This is a genomic window from Streptomyces sp. Z423-1 (assembly GCF_013009255.1).
Lineage (GTDB): Bacteria > Actinomycetota > Actinomycetes > Streptomycetales > Streptomycetaceae > Streptomyces > Streptomyces gossypiisoli.
This window is the reverse complement of sequence record NZ_CP053109.1, coordinates 5737817-5754519: the sequence shown is the minus strand read 5'-3', so window position 1 is coordinate 5754519 and position 16703 is coordinate 5737817. Positions and strand designations below refer to the sequence as shown.

At 71.3% G+C, this 16703-nt stretch carries 14 protein-coding genes; 7 read left to right on the top strand and 7 right to left on the bottom strand.

Annotated elements, in window-relative coordinates:
- The first annotated feature begins 221 nt into the window (after positions 1-221).
- Both HJD23_RS25770 and HJD23_RS25765 read left to right on the top strand, forming a co-directional pair.
- Complete coding sequence (locus tag HJD23_RS25770; protein WP_171114177.1) at positions 222-791, top strand: GNAT family N-acetyltransferase; 570 nt, start codon at positions 222-224, stop codon at positions 789-791.
- 53 nt (positions 792-844) lie between these two features.
- Positions 845-2017, top strand: a complete 1173-nt coding sequence (locus HJD23_RS25765; RefSeq protein WP_171114178.1) for a crosslink repair DNA glycosylase YcaQ family protein — start codon at positions 845-847, stop codon at positions 2015-2017.
- A gap of 7 nt (positions 2018-2024) precedes the next feature.
- Here the strand turns inward: HJD23_RS25765 and HJD23_RS25760 are convergent, their stop codons facing one another.
- From HJD23_RS25760 to mtnA, 7 genes are all read right to left on the bottom strand, one after another.
- Positions 2025-2771 (bottom strand): response regulator transcription factor, encoded by a 747-nt coding sequence (locus tag HJD23_RS25760; RefSeq protein WP_171114179.1) that lies wholly within the window; start codon positions 2769-2771, stop codon positions 2025-2027.
- A gap of 206 nt (positions 2772-2977) precedes the next feature.
- Entirely contained in the window at positions 2978-3703 is a 726-nt protein-coding gene (gene raiA, locus HJD23_RS25755) for a ribosome-associated translation inhibitor RaiA (protein ID WP_171114180.1), read from the bottom strand.
- Positions 3704-3982: 279 nt separating this feature from the next.
- Positions 3983-4852, bottom strand: coding sequence for a ComF family protein (locus HJD23_RS25750; protein WP_171114181.1), 870 nt, complete (start codon positions 4850-4852; stop codon positions 3983-3985).
- 132 nt (positions 4853-4984) lie between these two features.
- Positions 4985-6823 carry an LpqB family beta-propeller domain-containing protein gene (locus tag HJD23_RS25745; RefSeq protein WP_171114182.1) on the bottom strand — a complete coding sequence of 613 codons (1839 nt, stop codon included), beginning with the start codon at positions 6821-6823 and terminating at the stop codon, positions 4985-4987.
- Complete coding sequence (gene mtrB / locus HJD23_RS25740) at positions 6813-8888, bottom strand: MtrAB system histidine kinase MtrB (protein ID WP_171114183.1); 2076 nt, start codon at positions 8886-8888, stop codon at positions 6813-6815. The genes HJD23_RS25745 and mtrB overlap by 11 nt, the downstream gene beginning before the upstream one ends.
- A 1-nt stretch (position 8889) precedes the next feature.
- Complete coding sequence (gene mtrA / locus HJD23_RS25735) at positions 8890-9579, bottom strand: two-component system response regulator MtrA (protein ID WP_015659998.1); 690 nt, start codon at positions 9577-9579, stop codon at positions 8890-8892.
- Positions 9580-9747: 168 nt separating this feature from the next.
- A complete protein-coding gene (gene mtnA, locus HJD23_RS25730) occupies positions 9748-10887 on the bottom strand; it encodes an S-methyl-5-thioribose-1-phosphate isomerase (RefSeq protein WP_171114184.1) in 1140 nt (379 codons plus the stop codon).
- Positions 10888-11027: 140 nt separating this feature from the next.
- Between mtnA and HJD23_RS25725 the strand changes: the two genes are divergently transcribed.
- Genes HJD23_RS25725 through HJD23_RS25705 form a run of 5 tightly spaced genes read left to right on the top strand, consistent with a single transcriptional unit; the run spans position 11028 to position 16677 of the window.
- On the top strand, positions 11028-12371 hold the full coding sequence (locus HJD23_RS25725; protein WP_171133948.1) for a glycerophosphoryl diester phosphodiesterase membrane domain-containing protein: 1344 nt from the start codon (positions 11028-11030) through the stop codon (positions 12369-12371).
- A gap of 4 nt (positions 12372-12375) precedes the next feature.
- Entirely contained in the window at positions 12376-13194 is an 819-nt protein-coding gene (locus tag HJD23_RS25720) for a DUF4129 domain-containing protein (RefSeq protein ID WP_171114185.1), read from the top strand.
- Positions 13191-14378, top strand: coding sequence for a DUF4350 domain-containing protein (locus HJD23_RS25715; protein ID WP_171114186.1), 1188 nt, complete (start codon positions 13191-13193; stop codon positions 14376-14378). Before HJD23_RS25720 ends, HJD23_RS25715 begins: the two co-directional genes overlap by 4 nt.
- Positions 14378-15367, top strand: coding sequence for a MoxR family ATPase (locus HJD23_RS25710; protein ID WP_171118769.1), 990 nt, complete (start codon positions 14378-14380; stop codon positions 15365-15367). Before HJD23_RS25715 ends, HJD23_RS25710 begins: the two co-directional genes overlap by 1 nt.
- Entirely contained in the window at positions 15367-16677 is a 1311-nt protein-coding gene (locus HJD23_RS25705) for a DUF58 domain-containing protein (RefSeq protein WP_171114187.1), read from the top strand. Before HJD23_RS25710 ends, HJD23_RS25705 begins: the two co-directional genes overlap by 1 nt.
- Positions 16678-16703: the final 26 nt, after the last annotated feature.

The window sequence follows — 16703 nt, the reverse complement described above, 5'->3', positions numbered from 1 at the left end:
AGCAACGGCCATCGTATGCGAGGACCCGGCCGCGCCGGGAGGCCTGCCGTGACGACGACCGCACACTGCCGCTCGCCTGATGCACATTCTCTTCAAAGGGGACAACGGACGGGGCCCGCGGATGGTGCCGCACACGGTCGATGAATTGCGCGAAGTGTGAACACGCCATCACGGACGGCAAAGGAATGGCGCCTGCGACGCGCCCTGAGCAGAATCGGCCGATGGAACCCGTCACGCTCACCACGGACCGCCTCGTCCTGCGCGCGGTCGGCCCGCACGACACCGATGCCGTGTACGCCGCCGCCCAGGACCCCGACATCCAGCGCTGGACCACGATCCCCTCCCCGTACCTGCGCGAACACGCCGAGAGCTTCACGGAGCACCTCGTCCCGGAGGGCTGGGCCAACGCCTCGATGTTCACCTTCGGCGTCTTCCTCCCCGCGGGGGAACTGGCGGGCATGCTGGGGCTCACCATGCGGTCCCTGGCCATGGCCGAGGTCGGCTTCTGGGCCACCAAGGAGCACCGCGGCAACGGCTACATCACCGAGGCCGCCCTCACCGCCTCCCGCTGGGCCTTCACCCAGCTGTCCGTCGACCGGGTCGAATGGCGCGCGGAAGTGGGCAACAGCGCCTCCCGCGCGGTGGCGGAACGCGCCGGCTTCACCATGGAGGGCACCCTGCGCTCCGCGCTCAACAACAAGGGGGTACGCCGGGACTGCTGGGTGGGTTCGCTCCTGCCGTCGGACCTGGGCCTGCCGTCGACGGCGCCCTACCTCCCGGCGAAGCGATAGCAAAACCGCAGCTCAGCCCGCATTGTCAGTGCCACCCCTTATCGTGCGGCAGCATGACGACGCCGCGCCCCACCACGGATCTGACCGCAGACGAAGCCCGCCGTATCGCCCTTCGCGCCCAGGGCTTCCTGGGCACGCCCCAGCGCAGGGCCGGCGTCCGCGGCATACTCCGCCATCTGGGCGCGATCCAGCTCGACACCATCTCGGTCCTCGCCCGCTCCCACGAGCTCGTCCCGTACGCCCGCCTGGGCGCGGTGGGCCGCACAGCAGTCGCGGACGCCTACTGGAAGGACACCCACGCCTTCGAGTACTGGTCGCACGCCGCGTGCATCCTCCCCATCGAGGAGTGGCCCCACTTCGCCTTCCGCCGCCGCGCCTACCGCGACCGCCCGCACTGGAACCACGAACTCCCCGACGGCACCTACGACCAGGTCATCAAGCAGCTCCGCACCGAGGGCCCTCTGACGGCCACGGAACTGGGCGGCGCCAAGCGCACCAGCGAGTGGTGGGACTGGTCCGGCACGAAGGTCGCCGTCGAACGCGCCCTGATGTACGGCGAGGTGGTCTGCGTGGAGCGCCGCGGCTGGAAGCGGGTCTACGACCTCGCCGAACGCGCCGTCCCCGAACCTCTGCTGCACGACGAACTCGACGACACCGAATGCCTGCGCCGCCTGGTCCGCCTGGCCGGCCAGTCCCTCGGCGTCGGCACGCGCGCGGACATCGCCGACTACCACCGCCTCAAGGGCGAGCAGGTAGACGCGGTGATCACCGACTCGGGCCTGGTCCCGGTCACCGTCGAGGGCTGGGGCAAGCCGGCCTGGGCGGACCCGGCGGCCCTGGAGACACCTGCGCGCGGCCGCCACCGCACCACACTGCTGTCCCCCTTCGACTCCCTGATCTGGGAGCGGGCCCGCACCGAGCGCATCTTCGGCTTCACCCACCGCCTGGAGGCCTACGTCCCCAAGCAGAAGCGGGTGTACGGCTACTTCGCGATGCCCGTCCTGTCCGGCGGCCACCTCGTGGGCCGCGTCGACCCGGCCCGCGAGGGCCGCACCCTGGTGGCCAAGCAGGTCACCCTGGACGGCCCGAAGGCGGTCCCGGCGGTGGCCCAGGCTCTGATAGAGGCGGCGAGCTGGGTGGACTGCACGAACGTGCGTGTGGAGCGGGTGGACGCGCCGGACCTGCGCGAGCCCCTCACCAGCGAGCTCGCCCGCGCACTGGCCTGACCGGGGATCAGCGGATCTCGAGGATCTTCTCCCGCATCGCGTAGACCACCGCCTCCATCCTGGAGTGCAGCTGCAGCTTCTCCAGGATGTTGCGCACATGGTTCTTCACGGTGTTCTCGGAGATGAACAACTCCTTGGCGATGTCCCGGTTGTTCATCCCCGTGGCGACCAGCTTGAGCACTTCCAGCTCCCGGTCGGTCAGCCGCGGCGCGGGCACCAGCCGCCGCTCGTCCGTCCGCTGGATCATCGACTTGAACTCGGTGAGCAGTTTCGACGCCATGGACGGGCTGATCTGCGACTGCCCGTCGGCCACCGCGCGAATCGCCGTGGCCACCTCGTCCGTGGAGATCTCCTTGAGGAGATATCCGGTCGCTCCCGCCTTGATGGCGTCGTAGAGGTCGGCTTCCTCGTCGCTGATCGTCAGCATGATGATCTTGGCGCTGGGCGCCACCTCCTTGATGGAGGTACACGCCTCGATCCCGCCCCGCTTGGGCATCCGTACGTCCATCAGGACGATGTCGGGCAGCAGGTCGGCGGCCTTCTCCACGGCCTCGGCCCCGTCGCCTGCCTCCCCGACAACCTGGATGTCCTCCTCGGCCGCGAGCACGATCTCCAGGCCACGGCGGAAGAGGGCGTGGTCGTCCACCACCAGGACACGAATCGGTTCCTGGCGTGAAGAGCCCTCGTCCGGGCCCATGCCGACGACGCCGTCGTCGGCGTCCCCGTCATGCATCGGTCCGAAGCTGTCCGCCATCGTTCCTCCCCCTGAAGGCTGTGGCCTGTGGTCCTGTGCCATCGCCAACCCAAGGCAACGGCCCACCGGTTGAGCCGTTGCGGCCATGATTTCATGCCCGGACGACACTCCGGTGACGAAGCGGTGGGTGAAGTGGTCGCACACGGGTGCCCCTGGGAGCGCACACGCACTCCAGGGGCACCCGGATCAGCTGTCGTCCGGAACAGTCAGCCGCCCAGCGGACCGCCCGCCTCAGGAGAGGGCGCCTGAGTGACCATCGTGTCCGTCCTGAGGTGGATCACGCCGTAGTCGTACGCGTGCCGCCGGTAGACGACACTCGGTTCCTTCGTCTCGGAGTCGACGAACAGGTAGAAGTCGTGCCCGACCAGTTCCATCTCGTAGAGCGCCTGGTCGAGGGTCATGGGTGCTGCGACGTGGGTCTTCTCGCGGACCACGAGGGGGCCGTCGCCCTGTACTTCCAGCGAGCCGATCTTCTTCGTGGGCACTTCCTCGGGCTCGTCCGCCTGGAAGGTGTTGCGGTTGCCGTTGAGTGTCGCGGCGCCCGGAACGTGGTCGGGAACCTCGGCTGCCGTCAACCGGCGCACGCCCCGGCGCGTGTGACGCTTGTCGTGCTGCCTGCGCAGCCGGGCCTCCAGCTTCTCCGCGGCCAGGTCGAGTGCCGCATACGGATCGCTGGCCGCTGCCTCCGCCCGGATCACCGGACCGCGGGAGCGGAGCGTGATCTCCACCCGGTCACAACGGTCGGCCTGTCGGGGGTTGGGCTCCTTGGACACCTCGACGTCGAGGCTGATCACCTTGCCATCGAGCTTCTGGATCTTGTCCAGCTTCAGCTTCTCGGCCACGTGCTTGCGGAACCGCTCGGGCACCTCGGTCTTGCGGCCCTTGACGACGATGTCCACGCAGAACTCCGTTCCCGGATCGCTCCGCTTCACAGGCGGAGCATCTCCCTTGTGCACCAGGTCCCGGTGAACCCCGGAACCTCGGACTCAGCGACGTCCACCTCCTCCCCCATGGGCAAGATCTCCACCCGGCCGGCCCGGGTGATTGCGGAAAACCCGCAGCACGGCATTCGGATAAGCGAGGTGTGGCCTGCGGCTTTCCCTCACAACCGAACATATCTCGCCCGGACGGATGTCGTCACCCTCTACTGCCGCGTACCTCCGTTCCAGCGAATTGACCCTCTCACTACCTGCAACGACGCTCCTTCGCAGTCAGTTCCGGTTTATTTCGAAAGAATCCGGCGGCGCCGCGATCACCGCAGCGCAGATCACGTCGCGGGCACTGTTCGCCTTTCCCGGCACGGCCCCCTCACGGTCCGTGCTGCCTTCCCTTGATCCCGTCATCCGTTCCCCTGTCCTTTCCCCATTGACTCCCACGTACACGGTTGTCACCACATCTCCGCGTGTCGCAAATGCCGCACCCCCGTAACCAGCCGTTTCCTCCGCCAACGCCACCCGGACGGCCCGCGCCGCCTCGGTCAGGGACGCGCCCGTCGTCATCAGGTCGTCCACCAGCACCACCGGACCCGCCCGCAACAGCCCGTCACCACCGGCGGCCACCGACAGGGCGCCCGCGAGGTTCTCCAGCCGCTGCCGGGCGTCGAGCCCCGCCTGGTCGGCGACCGGCCGCCGCTGCCGCAGCACCGCGAGCACGCGCGCCGGCGTCCCCGTACGGCGCAACTCGGCCGCCGCCGCGAGCGCGATCCGCCGGGCCGGATCATGCCCGCGCGCCCGCACAGCCCCACGCCCCGACGGCACGGGAACGAGCAGCAGCGGCCCATCGAGCGACCCGGACAGCCCCGCCCGCACAGCTCCGGCGAGCGCCACGCCGAGCGGCCGGGCAAGCGGCAGCGCACCCCTCTCCTTGTGCGCCAGCAGCACGGCCCGCACCTCGTCCGCGTACGGCGCCGCCGCGTACACGACCGGCAGTCCCCGTGGCTCCGGCACCGGTCGCACCCGGCGTGGTACGGCCCCACTCAAGGCGGCACGGCACTCCGGGCAGAGCACCGTGCGAGGCCGACCGCAGCCTCCGCACTCGGCCGGCAGCACCAGGTCGGTGAGGTCCTGCCACCACCCCCGCATGCCCACCACTGTGCCAACGCCCGCCGCACCCCACCACCCCTGTGGACAACCACCTGTGGATAACTCCACGCAGGCCCACGACAAGCGGAAACGTGCGGAAGAACCGACCCCCGCCCGGGGACGGACCGACCCTCAGCCCGGATAAACCGGCGCCGACCCGTTCTTCACCACCGTCTGCCACTGGGCCCCGTCCGGCAGCCGCACGATCCCGTCCACCGAGTACGCCACCAGCGGCAACCGGTCGTCCTCGGATGCGGCGATCTCCTTCACCCCGGTGAGCGCGTCGGGCGCCGGAACTCCCGGCATGGATCCGTCGACCTGGACGTACCGCATCTGCTGCACGCCCCCCTCCTCGCGGCCGACCACCACGAGCCGGGCGTCGCCGGCCCAGGACATGGTGGTGACCTCCTCCAACTGCGGTGCGGCGGAGCGCAGTTCGAGAACCGAGACCTGCGGTTTCCCGGTCACCCGGTCCCTGTCGCCCCGATCGATCCGCCCGACCTGCAGGGACTGCTTGCCGTCCTTCTCCACGATCAGCGCGATCCGTACGCCGTCGGCCGCGACCCGCACGGACTGGATCCGCCCGTCCAGCCGCGGAATCTGCACCTTCAGCGGCTCCTCCTTGCCCTCCGGGAGCACGAGCAGCCGCGGGTCGTCCGGGTTGCGGTCGGCCACCCACAGGTCGCCCCGCGCGTCCCAACTGGGCGTGGTCAGCCGGTCCTTCTCCGTCCGGCCGGTGCTGTGCACCACCGGCTCCCCGAGCGAGCCGCCCGACGCGAGCGACCCGACATACAACGCCTTGCCGTCCAGGGCGACCCCGGCCGCGGTGTGCTCGTCCCGCGACACCGCCGCCGAGCGCAACGCCCGTATGCCCTGGCCCAGTTCTCCCGGCACCGTTTCGGCCACCGCGCTCCGGCTGCCGGCCGGAATCCGTACGAGCCGGTTCTCACCGTCGACGAAGTACAGATAGTCGGCGTGCCTGGCCGACCCGCGCGCAGCGACGGCCGCCGCCCCGTCCTCGTTCAGCACGCACAGCTGTGCACCACCCGCCTGCAGTTCGACCTCGTCGACCGCGGGCGAGAGGTTCTGCAGGGTGAACAGCAACTGGGCGGCCATCTCGTTGCACTTGGCCGGTCCGATCCGGGCGGCCTTGTCGTTCAACGGCACGGTCAGCCGGTTCTGGTCGTCGGGCGTCAGCTCGCTGACGCCCTTCTGCAGCGCCGTACCGCTGGGGAAGCTCGACCTGACCGCGGGCCCCAGCCAGGTCGTCGGCCCGTTGAGCAGGGAGCGCACCATCTGCGTCATCGGGCCCACGCGCCGACGCACATACACGGGGTCGGCGACCGCCGCGGGCTGCGAGGACGCACCCACCGCGGAGTCCAGGGCGAAGTAGTACTTGTTGACGGACATGTAGTTGCGCTGGAAGTCCGACTGGCCCATGACGACGCCCTGCGGCAGCCCGTCGATGCGCCACTGCCTGCTCTTCTCGTCCCGTGTGAGGTGCAGCTGCCTGCTGTAGGAGCCCTCGGTCGGCGTGTACGACTGCTGCGCGTCCACCAGGGCGACCTTGGTGCCCGTCAGTGTGAACGAGAAGTCGAGCCCGTCCTCGCGGGTCCCCGCGGAGTCGGCCTGGGTGGCCGGCCCGTCCGCGAGCACCGTGGTGGACAGCTCCGGCTGCCACGCCTTCGCGGCCGCCGCCGTCAGATACTGCTTCGCCGTCGCGTAATGCGGATCATCGCTGGTCAGCGCCTCCAGAAAGCCCTGCACGATCTCCGACGGCGGTGCGTCCTCACGCGGCGGCATGGGGAAGACCCGCACCTGGGTGTCCTGGCGAGGCGTCGACTCCACGCCGCGCAGGTCCCCGCTGTCGGGCATCGAGGCACACCCCGCCAGCAGTACGACGCCACACGCGACGTACGCCACCGCGCGCCCCGACGTACGCCGGGCGCCCCCCTCGCGGTCAGCGACCACGAACAGCCTCCCCTTGGTCGTTCGACTCCTCCGGCCCGGCGTCCGTGGCACCGGACGGGGCCGTACTGCGCGCCGCCTCCGCGACCGGCTGCTCACCCTGCCGTCGCCCCGGCCCTGCGGGCCGAGGCACCACGCGCGCGCCATTGCCGGGCAGCGCCGTCGGATCGGCCGTCGGAGCCACGGCGGCCAACCGGGATGCGATCGGGTCCCGCGCGGGTACCTGACCGCCGCCCGTCGGCTGGGCCGGCACGGTCGCGGTCTTCTCCCCGCCGCCGCGCGGCAGCCCGGCGTCGTTGAGGCCGCGGTTGCGCCGCGAGTCCTTGGGCTCCAGCGGTATCGGCGAGCCCCTGAGCGGCTCGTCCGCGGTCCGCGGCAACGTCAGCCGGAACTGCGAGCCACCGCCCGGCTCACCCCACGCCTGCAGCCAGCCGCCGTGCAGCCGCGCGTCCTCCAGGGCGATGGACAACCCCAGGCCCGTACCGCCGGTCGTACGCGCGCGTGCCGGGTCGGCCCGCCAGAAACGGTTGAAGACGCGGGTCGCCTCCCCCGGCTTGAGCCCGACGCCGTAGTCGCGCACCGCGACCGCGACCGCCCCGCCCGCCGCGGCGAGCTTGACCACGACGTCCTTGCCCTCGCCGTGCTCCACGGCGTTGACGACGAGGTTGCGCAGCACCCGCTCCACCCGCCGGGCGTCCGCCTCGGCGACGACGGGCTGCTGGTCGCCCACGATCCGTATGTGCGTCCCCTTGCGCTCGGCGAGCGGCTCGGCACCGCTGACCACGCGCCGCACGACCTCCCTGAGGTCTATCGGCTCGGCCTCCAGCGCCGCCGCCCCCGCGTCAAAGCGGCTGATCTCCAGCAGGTCGGACAGCAGTGACTCGAACCGGTCCAGCTGGTCGGCGAGCAGCTCCGCCGACCGCGCGGTCACCGGGTCGAAGTCCTCCCGCGCCTCATGGATGACGTCGGCGGCCATCCGTACGGTCGTCAGCGGCGTACGCAGCTCGTGCGACACGTCCGACACGAACCGCCGCTGCATCCGCGACAGGTCCTCCAGCTGGTTGATCTTCAGCTGCAGGTTCTGCGCCATCTTGTTGAAGGCCTCGCCGAGCCGCGCGATGTCGTCCTCGCCGGTGACCTTCATCCGCTCCTGCAGCCGCCCCGCGGACAGCCGCTCGGCGATCCCGGCCGCCATCCGCACCGGCGTCACGACCTGCCGCACCACCAGCCAGGCGATGGCCCCGAGGAGTACGACGACGAAGAGACCGGCCGTCGCGAGCGTGCCCTTGACCAGGCTCAGCGACTTCTCCTCCTGGGTGAGCGGGAAGAGGTAGTACAGCTGGTAGGGGTCACCGTTGGGGTCGTTGACCTCCTTGCCGATCACCAGGGCCGGCTGGGAGTCCTTGTCGCCGCTGTAGATGATGCGGGTGTAGCTCTGCGCGGCCGTCGTACTGCTGTTGACCCGCGCGCGCAGATCCTCCGGCACGCTCTCGTTGGGGTCGACGCCACCGGAGGCACGCGGGCCGCGACCACCGCCGCTGTTGTCACCCGCGGGCAGCGTCACCACGTCGAAGGCGCCCTGTCCACCGCTGGACAGCGAGGAGACCAGGTCGCTCATCCACTGGATGACGTTCTGCGAGGACCGCCCGTCCACCGCCGTCGGATCGTCCGCGGTCCGGCTCGCCGCCTCGTCGGCCCGCTGCTTGGCCACCGCGAACCCGCCCGTGGCCTGGCTCTGCGACGCCTTCACCTTCGCGTCCAGCAGGCCGTTGCGCACCTGGCCGATGACCACGAAGCCGAGCAGCAGCACGACACCAAGCGACATCAGCAGGGTGGTGACGACGACCTTGAGCTGGATGTTGCGCCGCCACAGCCGCATGACGGGCAGTAGCGGACGCCGTACCCAGCGCATGAACAGCCGAAGGACCGGGCTGCCCTGGACTCCGCCCTGGAGCAGCCCGCTCTCCAGGAATCGTCCCCAGCGGGAGCCCGCCGCCTTCCGGCCGACAGGCCGCCCCGCGCGGGCCCCGGACGTGCCGGGCGCCGAAGCAGCACTGTCCCCGGGCATGTCAGCTCGGCCCGGCCTTGTAACCGACACCGCGGACGGTCACCACGATCTCCGGCCGCTCGGGGTCCTTCTCGACCTTCGAGCGCAGCCGCTGCACATGGACGTTGACCAGCCGGGTGTCCGCCGCGTGCCGGTAGCCCCACACCTGCTCCAGGAGCACCTCTCGGGTGAACACCTGCCACGGCTTGCGGGCCAGCGCCACCAGCAGGTCGAACTCCAGCGGCGTCAGCGCGATCGACTGACCGTCCCGCTTCACGGAGTGCCCCGCCACGTCGATGACCAGGTCACCGATGGCGAGCTGCTCCGGTGCGGGCTCCTCCGACCGGCGCAGCCGCGCCCGGATCCGGGCCACGAGTTCCTTGGGCTTGAACGGCTTGACGATGTAGTCGTCGGCTCCGGACTCGAGCCCCACGACGACGTCGACGGTGTCGCTCTTCGCGGTGAGCATCACGATCGGCACCCCGGACTCCGCCCGGATCAGCCGGCACACCTCGATGCCGTCCCGCCCGGGCAGCATCAGGTCGAGCAGTACCAGATCGGGCTTGGTCTCCCGGAACGCGGCCAGCGCCTTGTCGCCGTCGGCTACGAAAGACGGCTCAAAACCTTCACCACGCAGCACAATGCCGAGCATCTCGGCCAGTGCGGTGTCGTCGTCGACGACGAGGACTCGTCCCTTCATAAACGACATCATCCCATTCTCATAACAGTGAAGGTGGCGCAGGTGAGCAGGGTCACTGGCCAGTGACGATAGTCGTATGGGGTCACTACTGTCTGCCCATGATCGGATGTCACGGCCCTCCCCCCGCAGAACTCCGCAGGTCGAGGAGCCCAAACCCGTGGATCAGGCCGACATCTTGCCTCAGCCGATCGCCACGCCCCGCGACCTGTCGCACATCTCCGCCAGCGCCTCAGCAGTCACGGGCGACACCACACCCTCCTCGGTGACGATTGCCGTGACCAGCTCCGGCGGCGTCACGTCGAACGCCGGGTTGTACGCCTGCGTCCCCAACGGCGCCACCGGAACCCCACCGCCCGCGCCCGTCACCGGCACGTTGGGCGCCGCCACCTCGGTCACCTCGTACCCCGCCCGCTGCTCGACCTCGATGGACGCCCCGTTGGGTGTCTCCGGGTCGACCGTCGTCACCGGCGCCACCACGATGAACGGCACATGGTGATACCGCGCCAGCACGGCGAGCGGATAGCTCCCCACCTTGTTCGCCACCGAACCGTCGGCCGCAATGCGGTCGGCCCCGATCAGCACCGCGTCCACCTCCCCCGCAGCGAACAGCGAACCCGCCGCGTTGTCGGTGAGCAGGGTGTACGCCATACCGCTGCGGGCCGCCTCGTACGCCGTGAGCCGAGCCCCCTGCAACAAGGGACGCGTCTCATCCACCCACAGCCGCCGCAGCCGCCCCGCCCGGTGCCCCGCGAGCGCCACGGCGAACGCCGTGCCCTCCCCGCCCGACACCAGCGACCCGGTGTTGCAGTGCGTGAGGATCCGGTGCCCGCCGCCCGGCAGCAACTCGTCCAGCAGCGCCAGCCCGTGCTCCGCCATCCGGGCACTGGCCTCGGCGTCCTCCCGGTGCAGCTGCCGCGCCGCCGCCAACGCCGCCTCGGCGGCCTGCTCGGCACCGGCACCCCGGGCGAGCGCGGCATCGTACGCGGAGCGGGCCCGGCGCACGCCGACGGAGAGGTTCACCGCGGTGGGCCGAGCGCCCGCCAGCGCGACCGCGGCCTCCTCCACATCGAAGCCGCGCGCGGCGGCGAGCGCGACGCCGTACGCGCCCGCGATGCCGAGCAGCGGCGCCCCACGCACGGCGAGCGAGCGGATCGCCTCCACCAGCGCGGGGGCGTCCGTACAGACCAGTTCCACCTCCTCGGCGGGCAGCCTCGTCTGATCGAGAAGGACCACGACCGGCCCTTCCGGTGGTTCGTCCCAGCGGATCGCCGGAATACCGGTCGACTTGTCCTCGCCGGATTGCGCGTACTGATCAGCCATGCGGTCAGTCTGCCCGCTGTACGACGGACAATTGAAGGTGTGCCGCTCATACCGCGGCCGGTCCCTGGATGAACAGCCCATGGCACGATGGCTGCCAACCTGCCGCCGCAACAGCGGACGGGCACCGTGAAGGAGCGATGATGAACGACACTCCGGGCTGGGCCTCGCCCGGATCCGCCCCGTCCAACGGGCAGGAGCCCGGCACGTCCGGCCCTCCCGAGCCGGCCGACCGGCCCGCCCCCGCGCAGCCCTCGCAGCCCGCGGACCAGCCAGGCCCCCAGGCGCCGGACCCCGGCGCGAAGTGGTCCAAGGAACAGCCGCCACCCGCGCAGTGGTCCGCCCCGACCGGCCCGCCGAGCCCCGGCCAGGCTCCCCCGCCCCCACCGCCCGGCCCCGGCTGGGGCGGCACCCAGCCCCCCGGCGGGTACGGCAACTGGCAGGGCCCCGGCGGCGGCTACGGCGGTTGGGGCGGCCAGTGGGGCGGCCCACCGCCCGCGGCCAAGCCCGGCGTGATCCCGCTGCGCCCGCTCGGCGTCGGCGAGATCCTCGACGGTGCCGTCTCCACCATGCGCACCTACTGGCGCACCGTGCTCGGCATCGCCCTCACCGTCGCGGTCGTCACGGAGATCATCGTCATCCTGCTCCAGGGCCTCGTCCTGAACGAGCAGACCAGCGCAGAGGCCCTCGAAGACCCCAGCGCCACCCTCGGCGAGCTCACCCGCGCCCTGGGCGACGCACTGCTCAGCTCCGGGGTCATCTTCCTGATCTCCCTGATCGGCACCGTCGCGGCGACCGCGCTGCTCACCATGGTCATCAGCCGTGCCGTCCTCGGTAAGCCGATTTCCACTCGTGAGGCCTGGCGCGACGCCCGCCCGCGCGTACTGAAGCTGTTCGGCCTGATCTTCCTGCTGCTCCTCATCGCCCTCGGCGTCGCCTTCGTCGGCGCCGTGCCCGGCATCCTCGTGACCCTGGCGGGCGGAGGCGCCGCCGGCGCCGCCCTCACCGTCCTGGGCAGCCTGTGCACCGGCGTCGTCGCCCTGTGGCTGATGGTCCGCTTCTCCCTGGCCTCCCCGGCGCTGATGCTGGAAAAGCAGGGCATCGTGAAGGCGATGAGCCGCTCCGCCAAGCTGGTCCGCGGCGCCTGGTGGCGCGTCTTCGGCATCCAGCTGCTCGCCACGATCATCGCCAACATCGTCGCGGCGATCGTCGTCATCCCCTTCACGTTCCTCGCCGCGGCCCTCAGCGGCGACGGCGTCGGCGGGTTCCTCGACGGCACCGGCGACCTCGGCTGGACATTCCTGATCATCAGCGGGATCGGCGCGGTGATCGGTTCCATGATCACGTTCCCGATCACGGCCGGTGTCACCGTGCTCCTCTACATCGACCAGCGCATCCGCCGCGAGGCCCTCGACCTCGAACTGGCCCGCGCCGCCGGTGTCCAGGGCTACGGCCCCGCCACCACCGACTCCATGCCCGGGAGCTGATGCGGTGAACCTGGCCGGGGGAGTCCTCACAGCCGCGCCACCGCTGCCGAACGCCGGTGAAGCCGCCGTGCGCGCCTGGCTGCGCGTCGGCGGCCTGACCGTACGGCCGCCGCACCGCACGGGCGGCACGTCCCTGCTGTCGCTGCCCGCCTCCGACGACGTACCGCCGTTGACGATCCCCCGCGACCCCGCGCGGGAGGCGGCCCGCCGCGAGCTGTCCAAGCGCATGTACCACGAGGACGACCCCGGCCTGTTCCAACGCGCCCTCGACGCCTTCTGGGAGTGGCTAGGCAAACTGCTCCGCCTCGCGTCCGACGCGACCCCCGGAGGCACCCTCGGCCTCGTCGTCGTGATCGTCGCCGTCCTCGCGGTCCTGGGCGCCCTGTGGTGGCGCCTGGGCACCCCACGCCGCCAACCGGTCTCCTCCGCCGCCCTGTTCGACGACCGCCCCCGCACCGCCGCCGAACACCGCGCCGCCGCCGAGGCCCACGCCGCCCAGAGCCACTGGAACCAGGCCCTCCAGGAACGCATGCGCGCCATCGTCCGCTCATTGGAGGAACGCGCACTCCTCGACGCCCGACCCGGCCGCACCGCCGACGAGGCAGCCGCCGAAGCGGGCCGCGCCCTGCCCTCCCACGCGGACCGACTGCGCGCCGCCGCCCGGGACTTCGACGACGTGACATACGGCGGCCGCGCGGCGACCGAATCGTCGTACCGCCGCATCGCCGAACTCGACCGCGACCTGGAACGCACCAAACCACAGCTCACCAGCAGCAGCGTCCACAGCGCGGACCACAACACCCGCCAGGGAGCCGCCGGATGACCCCCGAGGCCACGCTCCCCAGCACCTCGGCCTCCCGCACCCCACGCCAGGTGTGGACCCGCGCGCGAGGCATCGCGCTCGCCCTCGTCCTGCTGCTGGCCGGAGCGATCGTGATCGCCCTGGTCCGCTCCGACGCCCAGCACGGCAGCCTCGACCCGCGCTCCACCGCTCCCCAGGGCAGCCGCGCCGTCGCCGAACTCCTCGCCGACCGCGGCGTGTCCACCCGCGTGGTCACCACCCTGGAGGAAGCGCGGGCAGCAGCCGCCCCCGACACGACCCTCCTGGTCGCCGTCCCCGACTTGTTGACGGACCGTCAAAAGAGCCTGCTGCGCTCCACGGCGGCCGCTTCCGGCGGACGGACGATCCTCGTCGCCGCCGGCAGCTCCTCCGTCGAGCAGCTCGCCCCCGGCGTCCACGCGGACCCCGCCACCAGCCTCCAGTCGACGCTCGAGCCCAACTGCGACTTCCCCGCCGCCCTGCGCGCGGGCGCAGCCGACACCGGCGGCCTCCGCTACACCACCACCCACCTCGGCGCCGACGAGTGCTACCCCAGCCAGCGCCTGGCCAGCCTGATCCGCGTCCCGGAGGCAACCGGCGGCGACACCGTCGTCCTCGGCGCGCCCGACATCCTCTACAACGACCGCCTCGACAAGCAGGGCAACGCCTCGCTCGCCCTGCAACTCCTCGGCTCCCGCCCCCATCTGGTCTGGTACCTCCCCTCACTGTCCGACGCCACCACACCGGACGACGAGCGCAGCTTCTTCGACCTGATCCCCTCCGGCTGGCTCTGGGGCACCCTGCAGCTCTTCATCGCCGCAGCCCTCGCCGCCCTGTGGAGGGCACGCCGACTCGGCCCCCTCGTGCCCGAAAAACTCCCCGTGGCGATCCGAGCCTCCGAAACCGTCGAAGGCCGCGCCCGCCTCTACCGCAAAGCGGCCGCCCGTGACCGCGCGGCCACCGCTCTTCGCTCCACCACCCGCACTCGCCTCGCCCCCCTCGTAGGCGTCCCCGTCGCCCAGGCGCACACGCCCGAAGCCCTGCTTCCCGCCCTGTCCACCCACCTCCGCGGCGACGGACAGTCCCTGCACACCCTCCTCTTCGGCCCGCCGCCCAGCGACGACGCAGCCCTCATCGCACTCGCCGACCACCTCGACGCCCTCGAAAGAGAGGTACGCCGTCCATGATGGACCCGACCACTGACAACGCCGGGCAGACCGGGGACCCGGGCAACGCCCGAGCCGCCCTGGAGGCCCTGCGCGCCGAGATCGCCAAGGCCGTGGTCGGCCAGGATCCCGCCGTGACCGGCCTTGTCGTCGCCCTCCTCTGCCGCGGACACGTTCTCCTCGAAGGAGTCCCCGGAGTCGCCAAAACGCTGCTCGTCCGCGCCCTCGCCTCCGCACTGGAACTCGACACCAAGCGCGTCCAGTTCACCCCCGACCTCATGCCGAGCGACGTGACCGGCTCTCTGGTCTACGACGCCCGCACCGCCGAGTTCTCCTTCCAGCCCGGCCCGGTCTTCACCAACCTCCTCCTCGCCGACGAGATCAACCGAACGCCCCCGAAGACCCAGTCCTCCCTCCTCGAAGCCATGGAGGAACGCCAGGTAACGGTCGACGGCATCCCGCGCCCCCTCCCCGAGCCGTTCCTGGTCGCCGCGACCCAGAACCCGGTCGAGTACGAAGGCACGTACCCCCTCCCCGAAGCCCAGCTGGACCGTTTCCTTCTCAAACTGACCATCCCTCTCCCCTCCCGCCAGGACGAGATCGACGTCCTCACCCGCCACGCCGAGGGCTTCAACCCGCGCGACCTGCGCGCCGCCGGCGTACGCCCCGTAGCGGGCCGGGCCGTCCTGGACGCCGCTCGCGCGGCCGTCGCCAAGACCACCGTCTCCCCTGACATCACGGCCTATGTCGTCGACATCTGCCGAGCGACCCGCGAATCGCCGTCCCTCACCCTGGGCGTGTCCCCCCGCGGAGCCACCGCCCTCCTCGCCACCTCGCGCGCGTGGGCATGGCTCACCGGCCGCGACTACGTCACCCCCGACGACGTGAAGGCCCTGGCACTCCCCACCCTCCGCCACCGAGTCCAACTCCGCCCGGAGGCCGAAATGGAGGGCGTGACGGCCGACTCCGTCATCAACGCCATCCTCGCCCACGTCCCCGTCCCGCGCTGATGGCACTCACCGGACGCGCCGCACTCCTCGCGGCCCTCGGCTCCCTCCCCGTCGGCCTGTGGGACCCCAGCTGGACAGGCATCCTGGCCGTGAACAGCCCCCTGGCCATCGCCTGCGCCTGCGACTTCGCCCTCGCGGCGCCGGTGCGACACCTGGGTCTGACCCGCTCCGGCGACACCTCCGTCCGCCTGGGCGAAACGGCCGACGTCACCCTGACCATCACCAACCCGTCCCGGCGCCCCCTGCGCGCCCATCTCCGCGACGCGTGGCCCCCCAGCAGCTGGCAGCCGGGCACAGAGGTCATGGCCTCGCGTCACCGCCTGACGGTCCCCGCAGGCGAACGCCGCCGCATCACGACCCGCCTACGCCCCACACGCCGAGGCGACCGCCAAGCCGACCGCGTGACGATCCGCTCCTACGGCCCCATGGGTCTGTTCGCCCGCCAAGGCACCCACAAGGTCCCGTGGACCGTACGCGTCCTGCCCCCCTTCACCAGCCGCAAGCACCTCCCGTCCAAGCTCGCCCGTCTCCGCGAACTCGACGGCCGCACGAGCGTCCTGCAACGAGGCGAGGGCACGGAATTCGACAGCCTGCGCGAGTACGTCCCCGGCGACGACACCCGCTCCATCGACTGGCGCGCCACAGCCCGCCAGTCCTCGGTCGCCGTACGAACCTGGCGCCCTGAGCGCGACCGCCACATCCTCCTGGTCCTCGATACCGGCCGCACCTCAGCCGGCCGAGTGGGCGACGCCCCACGCCTCGACGCCGCCATGGACGCGGCCTTGCTCCTGGCCGCCCTGGCCTCCCGCGCCGGCGACCGCGTCGACCTGCTCGCCTACGACCGCCGGGTACGCGCCCTCGTCCAGGGCCGCACCGCCGGCGACGTATTGCCCTCTTTGGTCAACGCCATGGCGACCGTCGAACCGGAACTCATCGAAACAGACGCCCGTGGCCTCACCGCCACAGCGCTCCGAACGGCCCCCCGCCGCTCCCTGATCGTCCTGCTCACCACCCTCGACGCGGCTCCGGTGGAAGAGGGCCTGCTGCCCGTCCTCCCCCAGCTCACACAGCGCCACACAGTCCTCGTGGCATCAGTGGCGGACCCCCATATCGCCCGCATGGCAACATCCCGCGGAAACACGGAGTCGGTCTACGACGCCGCAGCCGCCGCCCAGGCCCAATCGGAACGCCATCGCACCGCCGAACAACTCCGCCGACACGGGGTTACGGTCGTGGACGCGACCCCCGATGAATTGGCGCCGACGCTGGCGGACGCGTATCTGGCCCTCAAGACGACGGGACGTCTGTGATCCGAAGGGGTCTCTGGGGCCCTAGG

Excerpts from the sequence above, each read along its gene's own strand:
- HJD23_RS25765 (WP_171114178.1), top strand. The coding sequence starts at position 845 with ATGACGACGCCGCGCCCCACCACGGATCTGACCGCAGACGAAGCCCGC.
- HJD23_RS25760 (WP_171114179.1), bottom strand. The coding sequence starts at position 2,771 with ATGGCGGACAGCTTCGGACCGATGCATGACGGGGACGCCGACGACGGC.
- mtnA (WP_171114184.1), bottom strand. The coding sequence starts at position 10,887 with ATGGCTGATCAGTACGCGCAATCCGGCGAGGACAAGTCGACCGGTATT.
- mtrB (WP_171114183.1), bottom strand. The coding sequence starts at position 8,888 with ATGCCCGGGGACAGTGCTGCTTCGGCGCCCGGCACGTCCGGGGCCCGC.
- mtrA (WP_015659998.1), bottom strand. The coding sequence starts at position 9,579 with ATGATGTCGTTTATGAAGGGACGAGTCCTCGTCGTCGACGACGACACC.
- HJD23_RS25770 (WP_171114177.1), top strand. The coding sequence starts at position 222 with ATGGAACCCGTCACGCTCACCACGGACCGCCTCGTCCTGCGCGCGGTC.
- HJD23_RS25710 (WP_171118769.1), top strand. The coding sequence starts at position 14,378 with ATGGACCCGACCACTGACAACGCCGGGCAGACCGGGGACCCGGGCAAC.
- HJD23_RS25705 (WP_171114187.1), top strand. The coding sequence starts at position 15,367 with ATGGCACTCACCGGACGCGCCGCACTCCTCGCGGCCCTCGGCTCCCTC.
- HJD23_RS25715 (WP_171114186.1), top strand. The coding sequence starts at position 13,191 with ATGACCCCCGAGGCCACGCTCCCCAGCACCTCGGCCTCCCGCACCCCA.
- HJD23_RS25725 (WP_171133948.1), top strand. The coding sequence starts at position 11,028 with ATGAACGACACTCCGGGCTGGGCCTCGCCCGGATCCGCCCCGTCCAAC.
- HJD23_RS25750 (WP_171114181.1), bottom strand. The coding sequence starts at position 4,852 with ATGCGGGGGTGGTGGCAGGACCTCACCGACCTGGTGCTGCCGGCCGAG.